11 protein-coding genes are annotated in these 12730 nt (G+C 70.8%); all 11 read right to left on the bottom strand.

Translation table 11 applies throughout. The features are described from left to right. Positions 1-98: 98 nt before the first annotated feature. Entirely contained in the window at positions 99-3782 is a 3684-nt protein-coding gene (gene smc, locus AB0B61_RS06350) for a chromosome segregation protein SMC (protein ID WP_358429331.1), read from the bottom strand. A gap of 183 nt (positions 3783-3965) precedes the next feature. Further along, complete coding sequence (locus AB0B61_RS06355; RefSeq protein ID WP_090938435.1) at positions 3966-4160, bottom strand: hypothetical protein; 195 nt, start codon at positions 4158-4160, stop codon at positions 3966-3968. 191 nt (positions 4161-4351) lie between these two features. Further along, entirely contained in the window at positions 4352-4621 is a 270-nt protein-coding gene (locus AB0B61_RS06360) for an acylphosphatase (RefSeq protein ID WP_358428826.1), read from the bottom strand. A gap of 84 nt (positions 4622-4705) precedes the next feature. Continuing rightward, on the bottom strand, positions 4706-5551 hold the full coding sequence (gene mutM, locus AB0B61_RS06365; RefSeq protein ID WP_358428829.1) for a bifunctional DNA-formamidopyrimidine glycosylase/DNA-(apurinic or apyrimidinic site) lyase: 846 nt from the start codon (positions 5549-5551) through the stop codon (positions 4706-4708). Further along, on the bottom strand, positions 5552-6271 hold the full coding sequence (gene rnc / locus AB0B61_RS06370; RefSeq protein WP_358429333.1) for a ribonuclease III: 720 nt from the start codon (positions 6269-6271) through the stop codon (positions 5552-5554). A gap of 239 nt (positions 6272-6510) precedes the next feature. After that, the gene (gene rpmF, locus AB0B61_RS06375; protein ID WP_033409409.1) at positions 6511-6690 is read right to left on the bottom strand and encodes a 50S ribosomal protein L32; all 180 of its coding nucleotides are present in this window, start codon (positions 6688-6690) and stop codon (positions 6511-6513) included. 1 nt (position 6691) lies between these two features. Beyond that, positions 6692-7243 (bottom strand): YceD family protein, encoded by a 552-nt coding sequence (locus AB0B61_RS06380; protein WP_358428832.1) that lies wholly within the window; start codon positions 7241-7243, stop codon positions 6692-6694. Between the two features lie 69 nt (positions 7244-7312). Continuing rightward, the gene (coaD, locus tag AB0B61_RS06385; protein WP_219530151.1) at positions 7313-7789 is read right to left on the bottom strand and encodes a pantetheine-phosphate adenylyltransferase; all 477 of its coding nucleotides are present in this window, start codon (positions 7787-7789) and stop codon (positions 7313-7315) included. A 15-nt stretch (positions 7790-7804) separates the two neighbouring features. Next, positions 7805-8371, bottom strand: a complete 567-nt coding sequence (rsmD, locus tag AB0B61_RS06390) for a 16S rRNA (guanine(966)-N(2))-methyltransferase RsmD (RefSeq protein ID WP_358428835.1) — start codon at positions 8369-8371, stop codon at positions 7805-7807. 419 nt (positions 8372-8790) lie between these two features. Beyond that, on the bottom strand, positions 8791-10968 hold the full coding sequence (recG, locus tag AB0B61_RS06395; RefSeq protein WP_358428838.1) for an ATP-dependent DNA helicase RecG: 2178 nt from the start codon (positions 10966-10968) through the stop codon (positions 8791-8793). 34 nt (positions 10969-11002) lie between these two features. After that, on the bottom strand, positions 11003-12547 hold the full coding sequence (locus AB0B61_RS06400) for a DAK2 domain-containing protein (RefSeq protein WP_358428841.1): 1545 nt from the start codon (positions 12545-12547) through the stop codon (positions 11003-11005). Positions 12548-12730 lie beyond the last annotated feature (183 nt).

A 12730-nucleotide genomic window follows, 5' to 3' on the forward strand; every position in this document is an offset into this window, starting at 1 on the left:
CCGGCATGCTGCTCACCCGCGCCACGCGGACCGGACCGATCAGGACCAGACGATCAACACCGGACCATCAGGACCGAACGCCCGGGACCGGGACGATGTCAGGCGGACTCGCGCTCCCGGAGCCGCTGGCTGACCACCTGGGTGACGCCGTCGCCGCGCATCGACACGCCGTAGAGGGCGTCGGCGATCTCCATCGTCCGCTTGTTGTGGGTGATGACGATCAGCTGGGAGCTCTGCCGCAGCTCCTCGAAGAGCCGTAGCAGGCGCTGCGTGTTGGTGTCGTCGAGGGCCGCCTCCACCTCGTCCATCACGTAGAACGGGGAGGGCCGCGCCTTGAAGATGGAGATCAGGAACGCCACCGCGGTCAGCGACCGCTCCCCGCCCGACAGCAGCGACAGCCGCTTGACCTTCTTGCCGGGCGGCCGGGCCTCGACCTCGATGCCGGTGGTCAGCATGTCGCCGGGCTCGGTCAGCACCAGGCGGCCGTCGCCCCCGGGGAACACCCTGGTGAAGATCTGCTCGAACTCCCGCGCCACGTCCTCGTAGGCGGAGGAGAACATCTGCTCCACCCGGTCGTCGACCTCCTTGACCACCAGCAGCAGGTCGCGCCGGGTCTTCTTGAGGTCTTCGAGCTGCGAGTTGAGGAAGGCGTGCCGCTCCTCCAGCGCCGCGAACTCCTCCAGGGCGAGCGGGTTGACCTTGCCGAGCTGGTTCATCTGCTTCTCGGCGATCTTGGCCCGCTTCTCCTGCTCCTCGCGTACGTAGGGGACGGGCGGGTCGCCGGGGACCGGGGCCTCCGGGCCGTACTCGGAGATCAGGGACTCGGGCTCGACGCCGAACTCCTCCAGGGCGCGCTGCTGGAGCTGTTCGAGGCGGAGCCGCTGCTCGGTGCGGGCGACCGCGCTGCCGTGGACCCGGTTGACCAGCTTGTCGAGCTCCTGGCCCAGCTCGCGTACGTGCAGGCGGACCTGCTTGAGCTCGGCGTCGATCGCGACGCGGGCCAGGTCGGCCTCGTCGCGTTCGCGGGCGGCGAGCTGGATGGACGTCCCCAGGACCTTGAGCACCTGCTTGGCGCCATTGCTCACGGCCTCGGCCACCGCGGCCTGCCGCCGGCGCCTGGCCCGCTGGGCGGCTGCCTCGGCGCGTTCGTGGCGTTCGCGCTGGGCCGCCCTGATCAGGCCGTCGGCCCGGCCCTCGATGCCCTTGACCCGCTCCTCCGCGGTGCGGACCTGCAGGCGGGTCTCCATCTCGCGCTGCCTGGCGACCTGGCAGGTGCCGGCCAGCTCGTCGCGCAGGTCGGTGGTCGGCTCGGTCTCCAGCTCCTGCGCGTATTCGGCCTCGGCCAGCCGGATCTCCAGCTCGGCCAGCTCCTCCAGCCCTTCGGCGCGGGACTCCTCAGCCGTCGTGACGCTCTTGGCGAGGCGCTGGGCCTCGGCGCGCGCGGCGTCGGCGGCGGCTTCGAGCTGGGCCAGCCGCTTGGCCGCCGCGGCGTTGCGCTGGTCGGCCTCCCGCTGCCTGGCTCTGACCTGGTCGAGCGCGCCCTGGGCGGCGTTGACCCCGGCCTGTGCGGTGCCCGCGGCGGTCTGCGCCTCGTTGACCTGGCTCTGGGCCGACTCCAGGGCCAGCTGCGCGGCCTGCTCGGCTTCCGCGGCCTCCTCTTGGGCGGCGGCGGTCTCCTCGGCCCTGCCCTCGGCCTCCTCCAGGTCCGCGACGGCGTCGTCGAGCGCCGCGCGTACCTGCAGCACGGAGGTGCCGCCCTCGGAGCCGCCGCTGGCCAGATGGGCGCCGACGAGGTCGCCGCCTCTGGTCACGGCCCGCAGCCCGGGATGGCGGTCCACGATCGCGCGGGCGGCGTCGAGGTCGTCCACGACGACGACGTCGGCCAGCACGTGGTCGAGGGCGGCCCTGAGGTGTCCGGGCACCGTCACCAGCGCGGCGACCCAACGACTCCCCTCGGGCGCGGCCGGGCGCGCCTGATCAGCGGCCCGGCCGCCGGAGCCCGCCACCAGGAGGGTCGCCTGGCCCGCCTCCTTGACGCGGAGCAGTTCGAGGGCGCCGATCGCGGTGTCCACCGTCTTGACGGCGATGGCGTCGGCGATCGGTCCGAGCACGGCCGCGACCGCCGGCTCGGCGCCCGGGGTGACCTGCATCGACGCCGCCAGCGGACCGAGCACGCCGGCCAGGTCGGTTTCAAGGAGGGCCGCGCCGCCGTCGCCCTTGGCCAGGCCGAGCTCCAGGGCCTCGCAGCGGGCCCGGAGGGCGGCCACGGAGCGCTGGGCCTCCTGGTCGGTGGCGCGGGCCGTGGCGATGCCCGATCTGGCGGACTGAAGAGCCGCTCGCGGCGCGTCGAGCGCGGACTTGGCCTGCTCGACCGCGGCGCGCGCCTCGTCGGCCGCCGCCTTGGCCTCGTCGACCAGCGACTGCGCGGTGACCAGCTCCGCGGCCAGCGCCGGGTCGACGGCGGGCTCCTCCAGCCGCCGCGCCTCCAGGTCCTCACGGGCCTGGCGCTCACGTCCGGCGGCCTCGGTCACGGCGCGGGTGAGGCGGCCGATCTCGTCTTCGGCGGCACGGGCCCTGCTGCGTACGGAATCGACCTGGCCGCGCAGTTTGGCCAGGCCCTCGCGCCGGTCGGCGGCGGCCCGTGAGGCCATCGCGAGCCGCTGCTCCTCGGCGCTCAGCTCGGCCTCGGACTCGGCGCGTCGCTGGACCGCCTCTTCCAGCAGGTCCTGGGCGCGCTCCAGCTCCGCGCGGAGGATCAGCTCGTGCTCGCGTACCTCGGCCGCCTCGCGTTCGAGCTCCTCCGGGTCGCGCCCGCGCCGCTCGATGGCGGCCGCGTCGAGCGCGTGCCGGTGCCGTTCGGCGGCCAGTTGTTCGAGGCCGGTGATGCGTTCGCGCAGGGAGGAGAGCCGGAAGTAGGTCTCCTGGGCGGCGCTCAGCCGGGGCTGGGCCTCGGCCTCGGCGCTCTCCAGAGCGGCCTCCCGCTGCTGGCCCTCGGCCAGCTCGGACTCCACCCTGGTGCGCCGGCCCAGGATCGCCGCCTCGTCGGCGGCCTCGCGCTCCAGCGTCTCGCGCAGGACGCACACGTCGTCGGCCAGCAGGCGCAGCCGCGCGTCGCGCAGGTCCGCCTGGATGACGGCGGCCTTGCGGGCGATCTCCGCCTGGCGGCCGAGCGGCTTGAGCTGGCGGCGCAGCTCGGTGGCGAGGTCCTGGACGCGGGTGAGGTTGGCCTGCATGGCGTCGAGCTTGCGAAGCGCCTTCTCCTTGCGCTTGCGGTGCTTGAGGACGCCCGCGGCCTCTTCGATGAACGCGCGCCGGTCTTCGGGGCCCGCGTGGAGCACGGCGTCGAGTTGGCCCTGGCCGACGATGACGTGCATCTCACGGCCGATGCCCGAGTCGGACAGCAGCTCCTGGATGTCGAGCAGGCGGCAGGTGTCGCCGTTGATGGCGTATTCGCTCTGGCCCGACCTGAACATCAGGCGGCTGATCGTGACCTCGGTGTAGTCGATCGACAGCGCGCCGTCGGAGTTGTCGATGGTCAGCGTCACCTCGGCCCGGCCGAGGGGCGGCCGGGAGGAGGTGCCGGCGAAGATGACGTCCTCCATCTTGCCGCCGCGCAGCGACTTGGCGCTGTGCTCGCCCATGACCCAGGCCAGGGCGTCGACGACATTGGACTTGCCGGAACCGTTGGGGCCCACCACGCAGGTGATGCCGGGCTCGAAGCGCAGGGCGGTCGCGGAGGCGAACGACTTGAAGCCGCGCAGGGTGAGGGTCTTCAGGTGCAAGACCACGCCCCCTTCTCCCAGAACCGACTTCGAAAAGCCTACTGGTCTTCACTGCCCCATGAGGGCTAGTGCAGTCGAGGCCGCGCCGGGCTGGTAAAGGAGGCACAAAACTCTAGGGAATAAGCAAATAACAAGGGACGCCTCTTCGAGACGTCCCTGGGGTGTCGTGCGCTCCGGACACTCTTAGGTGAGTGCCGGCTCGCGCTCTTGCATACGGCTGAGCGCCTCGTCGCGGGTTTGCGCCGCAAGAGCGTCATTCGTGGCCTGGAGTCGGATGAGTTCTGCCTCCAAATCCCGGATCCGCTGTTGCAGACGGCGCATCTCCGAGACCATTCGAGGGTCAGGACCGCCGACGTGGCCGAGTAGAGCCTTCGCCATGGTAAAGGGTCCTCCACGCTGAGTGACCAGACTGGTTCGCGCACTTCTTATTCCGCGGGAGGGGTGCGCGTGGTACCTAACAAGAGTCGCACCGGCAGTGTGGGCGGTCAAGTCGAACAAACCGCAGAGACCTACCCCCGGGCACTCCCGACATACAACTATACCCTATTTGAGCTGTTTAACGAAACCCCTCACCTCTCCGCAAACCCTCCCAAACTACCTCGGGCTTCGCTCCATCGTTCCACCACTCCATCGACTCTGCCCGGCGTGTCGCAACCTCTGAGCAGCTCCAGCAGCTTGACGCAGGACTCTTGTGTGCCTTCCGCCACTATCTCCACCCGGCCGTCGGCCGCGTTCCGCGCCCAGCCCGTGAGTCCGAGCTCCAGAGCCCGTGCGCGCGTCCACCACCGGAAGCCCACACCCTGCACTCGCCCCCGCACCCACACTGTCAACCGCACCATGGGATCCCCCTTTTTCCTTTACGCAAGCCGAACACCGATCACCCCAAGGGCCTCCGGTCCAAGACGATCACGCGGAGGGCTCGCTCAGCGAGGCTTGCGCTGGCAGGTCGGGCAGCTGTAGGACGAGCGGTTCATGAACGGGTCGCGCCTGATCGGGGTGCCGCAGCGGGAGCAGGGCTGGTCGCGCCGGCCGTAGACCTCCAGGGAGCGCTCGAAGTAGCCGCTCTCCCCGTTGACGTTGACGTACAGGCTGTCGAAGGACGTCCCGCCCTGGAGGAGGGCGGCGCCCATGACCTGGCGGACCGCGGCCAGGAGCTCGGCGATCTTGGGGCGGGTGAGGGTCTGGGTGGGCCGGGCCCAGTGGAGTTTCGCCAGCCAGAGCGCCTCGTCGGCGTAGATGTTGCCGACCCCGCTGATCAAGGACTGGTCGAGCAGGGCCCGTTTGATCTCGGTCTTCTTCTTGCGCAGGTTCGTGGCGAAGGCGGCCTCGTCGAACGCCTTCTCGAACGGGTCGGGGGCTATGTGCGCGATCGGCGCGGGGATGCCCCCGACCAGGGGAGTGAGCATGACGTGGCCGAAGGTTCGCTGGTCCACGAAGCGGAGGTCGGAGCCGCCGTCGGCGAAGCTGAGGCGTACGCGTAGATGCTTCTCCAGCGGCGAGTCGGGCGGCACGATGAGCAGCTGGCCGCTCATGCCCAGGTGAGCCAGGAGCGCCTCGTCGTCGCCCGAGAGCGGCAGCCACAGGTATTTGCCACGGCGCTCCGCGGAGAGCACCGTACGGCCTCTCAGGCGCGCGCAGAACTCCTCGACGCCCGGCACGTGCCGCCTGGTGGCGCGGGGATGGAGCACCTCGGCTGAGGCGATCTCCCGGCCGGTGACCCATTCGGCGAGGCCGCGGCGGACGACCTCGACCTCCGGCAGCTCTGGCACCTAGCCCGCCGGCTGGCTCTCGCGCTGCTCGCGGCGGGCCCTGATGCGGGTCCACGCCGCCTCGGCCGCCTGCTGCTCGGCTTCCTTCTTGCTGCGTCCGGTGCCCGAGCCGTAGGACTCGCCGCCCACCCGCACTTCGGCGGTGAACGACTTGGCGTGGTCGGGGCCGCTCTCCTCGACGTGGTATTCGGGCACGCCGAGCGCCTCTGAGGCGGTGAGCTCCTGCAGCGAGGTCTTCCAGTCGAGACCGGCGCCCAGCGAGGCCGAGCGGACGATCAGCGGGTCGAACAGCAGATGCACGACCCGGAACGCCTCGTCGAGGCCCTTGTCGACGTAGACGGCGCCGATCAGCGCCTCCAGCGTGTCGGCCAGGATCGAGGACTTGTCGCGGCCGCCGGTGCCCTCTTCGCCCCTGCCGAGCCGCAGGAACCGGCCCAGGCCGAGCGTGCGGGCCACATCGGCCAGGGCACGCATGTTGACCACCGCGGCCCGCAGCTTGGCCAGCTGGCCTTCGGGCAGGTCGGGGTGGTTGCGGTAGAGGGTGTCGGTCACGACGAGGCCGAGCACCGAGTCGCCGAGGAACTCCAGGCGCTCGTTGGTGGGCAGGCCACCGTTCTCGTACGCGTAGGAGCGGTGGGTCAGCGCCCGCTCCAGGATGTCGGAACCGAGGCCGACCAGCAGCACCCGCTCCAGCTCTTCTCGGGCGACCTCGACGGCCACCGGCTTAGGACCTGCGCCCACGTGATTCCTCCTCGGACATCTTCACATGGCGCGACGGCTGCGGAAGATGCCCGAAAACGTGGTGGGCGTCGGGGGGACCAAACCCCGGCGTCCACCACGGCCGCGGGCGAACCGCCACCGCACGCGTCAGACGGTAACGCCGACCGGGGCACAATGGCACCCGGTCGGCAGTGCGTCAACCCTTCGAGCGGTCATGGTCCGCTCACCAGGAGGTGCGATCAGGCGGACGGCTCGATCACCTGGCGGCGGTTGTAGGTGCCGCAGGTGGGGCACGCGATGTGCGGCTGCTTCGGCGAACGGCACTGCGGGCAGCTCACCAGGGCGACAGCAGTCGTCTTCCACTGGGAGCGACGGGCGCGGGTGTTGCTCCGCGACATCTTTCGCTTCGGGACGGCCACGTCACTTCTCCTGATCGTTATCGTTCTCGGTAACCAGACCTTGCAACGACGCCCAGCGAGCGTCGATCTTCTCGTGCCGGTGATCGTCGCCGGCCTCGGCCAGCTTGACCCCGCATTCCGTGCAGAGACCCGCGCAGTCTTCACCGCAGACGGGGCTCAGCGGCAGTGCGAGCACCGCCGCGTCGCGGAACGTCGGCTCGAGGTCGAGCAGCTCACCGTCGAGCAGTGAATCCTCCTCCGAGGCGTCCTCGTCGGAGTAGAAGAACAGCTCCTGCAGGTCGACCTCGATCTCCGAGGTGACCGGGTCGAGACACCGCGCGCACTCCCCGGCGAGCGGGGCGCGCGCCACGCCCGAGACGAGCACGCCTTCCATCACTGCTTCGAGCCGGAGATCCAGCTCGACATCGGCGTCCTTGGGGACACCGATCATGTCGACGCCGAGATTCACCGGTGCCGGGAGGGACAGGGTCATCCGCTTCATCGAGCCCGGTCGCCTACCCAGGTCGTGAGTGGAGATCACCCAAGGGGAGCGGGGGTCGAGGTGCTGAGTCATCTGCTCTCGCTAGGCATGGCGAAATGTCGCCGTCGTACAAGGCCGAAACAAAAGGATAGCAGGTCGGTGTCAGCTCCTGAGCCGCTCGATGAGGAGCTCGTGCACCAGGTCAGGCACCAGTCCGGACACGTCACCACCGTATCGGGCGATCTCCTTGACCCGGCTGGAGGACAGGAAGGAGTACTCGGGGTTGGTCGGCATGAACAGCGTCTCGACCCCGGACAACCGATAGTTCAGCTGTGCCATCTGCAGCTCGTAGTCGAAGTCGCTGACCACCCTGATCCCCTTGACGATGGCGGGGATGTCGTTCTGCTTGCAGAAGTCTACGAGCAGGCCATGGAATTTCTGCACCTTGACGTTCGCGTACTCCTTGGTCACGGTGTGCAGGACCTCGATCCGCTCGTCGACCGTGAACAGGCCGCTCTTCTCGAGGTTGATGAGCACTGCCACGGTCACCTCGTCGTACAGCCGGGCAGCCCGGCCGATGATGTCGAGGTGGCCGTTGGTGATGGGGTCGAACGACCCCGGGCAGACAACGCGGCGCAAAACGCCTCCCCAGGTCTACGGGTTCCCGGCGGCGCGACCGTACCAAACGGATGCTTCGCCGTAGCGACGGACCCTCTCCTCTGCGTAGCCTTCGGGCCACACCAGGGCTTTTCCCCTGCTTTCCCGCTCGAACGCCACCAAAGCCCCATCGGTCAGCCAGCCGTTGTCACGCAGCGACTCCAGTACGCGCGTGACCTCGTCGTCGGTGACGGCATAGGGCGGATCCGCGAAAACTATGTCGTATCCCCCATCCTCGGGCTTCGCCAGGAACCGCTCGACCTTGTCGGCCACCACCCGCGCCCCGTCGAGCGCCAGCGTCTCGACGTTCGCCTTGATCGTGCGGACGGCCCTCGGGTCGGACTCGACGAGCACGGCGTGGGCCGCCCCCCGGGACAGCGCCTCCAGCCCGACGGCCCCCGAGCCCGCGTACAGATCGATCACCCGGGCGCCCGCCAGCCCGTGCAGCGAGTCGAGGGTCAAGAAGATCCCTTCTCGCGCCCTGTCACTGGTCGGTCTCGTCCCGCGCCCCGGCGGCACGGCCAGCCGCCTGCCACCCGCGCTCCCCGCGATGATCCGAGTCATGAGGGCCATTGTCCCGCATGTCGGCGCAGGTCAAGAGTGGACAAGTGTCAGCCTCGAGTAAGCAAGGGTGATTCCCATCGCGGTGAGCGTCTCGCATGATGGGTCCTGCGGCCTTCAAGGTGACCCAGTTGGAGGCCGACCGGCGTGATCGTGAGCCCTTCCGCACGCCGGTTCCCTCGGCACCTGACCCGAGGGTGGGCCCAGCCGGGGACGGCATTCGGGGGGAGGCCGTCCCCGCGGCTGGGAACCATATCAAGATCAAGGGCTTTTTCTTTTTTACGGCACGGCCGGGTTGGCCGCCACCCGCCATACGTGGCTGAGGGCCTCCAGGAAAACGGCCGCTGAACCCGCACAGGGCCGGGCGCCGTTACGTGCGATCCTTACTCAGATTCCGTGGCCTACCTGCGGCGCCGTACGCGTCAGGTCTTTTCCAGATAATCCGCTTTTTCGTCCGCCAGCAGGCGGTCTATCTCCGCGCGCAAAGCGTCGTGGGACTTCAGGTCCGGGTCGGCGGTCAGCAGGGCCGCGGCCTCGTCTCTGGCCGCCTCTATGACGTCCTCGTCGCGGAGGAGCTGGAGCAGCTTCAAGGACGAGCGCTTGCCCGACTGAGCCGCGCCCAGGACGTCGCCTTCGCGGCGTTGTTCGAGGTCCACGCGGGACAGCTCGAAGCCGTCGAGGGTCGCCGCCACGGCCGACAGACGGGCTCGGGCGGGGGTGCCCTCGGGGAAGTCCGAGATCAGCAGGCAGAGGCCGGGCAGTCCGCCCCGGCCGACCCGGCCGCGCAGCTGGTGGAGCTGGGAGACGCCGAAGCGGTCGGCGTCCATGATGATCATGACGGACGAGTTGGGCACGTCGACGCCGACCTCGATGACCGTGGTGGCGACGAGGACGTCGAGCTCGCCACGGGTGAACGCGCGCATGATCGCGTCCTTCTCCTCCGGCGGGAGCTTGCCGTGCAGGACGCCCAGCCGCAGGTCGCGGAAGGGGCCGCCGGACAGCAGCTCGGCCACGTCGAGGACGGCCAGCGGCGGGCGCCGCTCCTCGTCGGACGGCGGCGCCTGCAGATCCCCCTCGTCGCCCTCCAGGTCGCCGATGCGCGGGCAGACGATGTAGGCCTGCCTGCCGAGGGCCACCTCCTCGCGGACCCGCTCCCAGGTGCGCTCCAGGAAGTGCGGCTTCTCGGCGGCGGGCACGACATGGGTGGTGATCGGCGCGCGGCCCGAGGGGAGCTGCGACAGCGTCGAGACCTCCAGGTCGCCGAACACCGTCATGGCGACCGTACGCGGGATCGGGGTGGCGGTCATGACCAGCACGTGCGGACGGCCGCCGCCGGCCTTCTCGCGCAGCGCGTCACGCTGCTCCACGCCGAACCGGTGCTGCTCGTCGACCACGACCAGCCCCAGGTCGGCGAACTGGACGTGCTCCTGGAGCAGGGCGTGCGTGCCCACGACGATGCCCGCGGTGCCGGAGGCGGCGTCGAGCAGCGCGGACCTGCGCCCGGCGGCGTTCATGGAGCCGGTGAGCAGGGTGACGGCCGTGCCGCCGAACATGCCGCCCTGCGCGAGGTCGCCCAGCATGCCGCTGATCGAGCGGTGATGCTGCTGGGCCAGCACCTCGGTGGGCGCCAGCAGCACGGCCTGGCCGCCCGCGTCGACCACCTGCAGCATCGCGCGCAGGGCCACCACGGTCTTGCCCGCGCCCACCTCGCCCTGCAGCAGCCGGTGCATGGGGTGCTCGAGCGCCAGGTCCGCCGCGATCTCCTCGCCGACCAGCGCCTGCCCCTCGGTGAGCGAGAACGGCAGCCGCCCGTCGAAGTCGGCCAGCAGGCCGTCGGCGCGCCGGGGCCGGGGCCTGGCGGGCCACGCGGTCGCCGCCTGCCTGCGCTGCAGCAGCACAGCCTGCAGGACGAACGCCTCGTCGAACTTCAGCCGCTCACGCGCCCGCCGCATGTCGCCGAAGTCCTTCGGCCGGTGGATGGACACCAGCGCCTCGGCCAGCCCCTCCAGCCCGCGCCGGTCCCGCAGCTCGGCGGGCAGCGGATCGTCGAGAGGCCCGAGCGTGTCGAGCACCACGCCGATCGCCCGCCTGATCGCCCACGGCGTGAGGTCCTTGCCCGCCGGGTAGATCGGGACGGGCGCCGCCGCGAAGTCCTCGGCGCTCGCCTCCCCCTCGTCGAACAGCTCGAACTCCGGGTGCGACAGCTGCCACCGCGGCGTGGCCCTGGACCCGAACATGCCCACCTTCCCGGCGAACATCCCCCGCCGCCCCGGCTTGAGCCGCGACTCGGCCACGTGGGAGCCCTTGCCGAAGAACGACAGGTAGATCTTGTTGCGCCCGCCGTCGACGACCTCGACCTCCAGCCAGGTGCCGCCGCGGTTGCGCATGGGCTTGCGCATCAGCCTCGTGACCTCGCCGACCACGGTGACGTGCTCGTCGACCTCCAGCGCGTCGAGCGAGGTCAGCTCCCCGCGCTCGGCGTAGCGGCGCGGATAATGGCGCAGCAGGTCGCCGACCGTCTCCAGGCCGAGCACGCTGTGCAGCAGCTTGGCGGTCTTGGGGTCGAGCGCTTTCGTCAGGGGCTCGTCGAAACGGCTCACGGGACTATGTTCTACCGCCTGCGGCCGACAGGAATCATTCGACACCGATGAGCAGTGGATAACCGCCCTGCTCTCCGTCGTAGACGACCAGGTCCACGTCGGGCCTGATGACCCTGAGGTGGGCCTCGACATGCCCGGCCAGGCCCACCGGCGCGTCGGCCCCCGTGACCAGGGTGACCAGTTCGCCGCCGCCCGCCACCATCCGGTCCACGACGAGCGTGGCCACCTCCGCCAGCTTGCCGCCGATCACCGACACGTCGCCGTCGATCAGCCCGAGCACGTCGCCGGGACGGCACACGCCCGCGCTCGTCACCGCCTCGCGGTCGGCCACCACCAGGTGCCCGTGGCGCGTGTGCCCGGCCGCGTCGGTCATGGCCACCACGTCGTCGTCGAAGCGGCGCAGCGGATCGTGTACGGCCAGCGCGGCCAGACCCTGCACGGTGGCCCTGGTGGGCAGCACACTGACCACCACGCCGTCCTCACGGGCGATCTCGGCCGCCGCGGTCGCCACCGCCCCGGCGCCCTCGTCGTTCGGCAGCACCGCCACCTCGCCGCCCGCCTCCCGGATGGCGGCCAGCATCGCGGGCAGCGTGGGCCGCGTGCCGGGGGCGCGGCGTACCACCACCGCGCCGCACTCCTCGAACAGCGCCGCGATCCCGTCGCCCGCCGCCACCGCGACCACGCCCCGGCCCGCGCTGGCCCGGTGCGTACGCTCGGCCAGGTAGGTGATCCTGATCCGGTGCGGCCGGCCCGCCCGCAGCGCCGCCTCGACCGCGGGGCCCGCCTCGCCGACGTGGACGTGGACGTTCCACAGGCCCTCGCCGCCGACCACGACGAGCGAGTCGCCCATCGCGTCGAGCTCCTCGCGCAGCTTGGCCACCGCGGCGTCGTCGGCGTCGAGCAGGTACATCACCTCGTAGCCGGCCCCCACCTCGGTCATCGGCGAGATCCGCGAGGTCGGCGCGGGCACGTCGTAGCGGTCGCTGTTCGAGCCGGTGATCACCCGTTCGAGCGACTCCAGGATGATCGCCAGCCCGGCGCCGCCGGCGTCCACGACACCACTGCGCGCCAGCACGTCCAGCTGCTCGGGCGTACGCCGCAGCGCCGCCCGCGCCGCACCGGCCGCCCGCCGCGCGACCGCCGCGAGATCGCCCTTCACTTCCTGTACGGCCCGCGCCGCCGCCTCCAGCACGCTCAGCACGGTGCCCTCGACCGGCCTGGCCACGGCCTCCCTGGCCAAGGTGGCGGCCCGCAGCAGCCCGGCGCGTAAGTCGGCGCCGTCCTTGAGCACCTCCGCGAGCCCGCGCAGCGCCTGGCTGACGATGACCCCCGAGTTGCCCCTGGCGCCGATCAGCGCGCCGTAGGAGAGCGTCTGCCACATCACCGCGGCGTCCACGTCGTCGGGCAGCGCCTCGACGGCCTCGGCCGCGGAGAGCACGGTCAGGTGCAGGTTGGTGCCGGTGTCGCCGTCCGCGACCGGGAACACGTTGAGCGCGTCGATCTCCGCCCTGGCGCCACCCAGCGCGTCGGCGGCGAGGCGAGCCCAGCGGCGTACCGCGGGCGGGTCGAGAACCTCCATCTGCGCGCTCCGACCTCCCCGCATGCGCTACCGTTAATGCAGGAGGATATCTCCGCATCTGAGCCCGTCTAGTGCTCGCGGTTCGCGCCCAGTGGCGCGGATCGGATATCCTCGTCTGGCTGGCCGGTTGTCCCGGCATGCCCTTCGCCCGGAAAGCATCACGCGGACAGGGCTACATCGACT

Source organism: Nonomuraea sp. NPDC049158 (genome assembly GCF_040648335.1).
Classification (GTDB): Bacteria; Actinomycetota; Actinomycetes; order Streptosporangiales; family Streptosporangiaceae; genus Nonomuraea.

Coding starts and splice junctions, on each gene's coding strand:
- AB0B61_RS06400 (WP_358428841.1), bottom strand. CDS start 12,547: ATGGAGGTTCTCGACCCGCCCGCGGTACGCCGCTGGGCTCGCCTCGCC.
- AB0B61_RS06355 (WP_090938435.1), bottom strand. CDS start 4,160: ATGGCGAAGGCTCTACTCGGCCACGTCGGCGGTCCTGACCCTCGAATG.
- rsmD (WP_358428835.1), bottom strand. CDS start 8,371: ATGACTCGGATCATCGCGGGGAGCGCGGGTGGCAGGCGGCTGGCCGTG.
- AB0B61_RS06380 (WP_358428832.1), bottom strand. CDS start 7,243: ATGACTCAGCACCTCGACCCCCGCTCCCCTTGGGTGATCTCCACTCAC.
- AB0B61_RS06360 (WP_358428826.1), bottom strand. CDS start 4,621: ATGGTGCGGTTGACAGTGTGGGTGCGGGGGCGAGTGCAGGGTGTGGGC.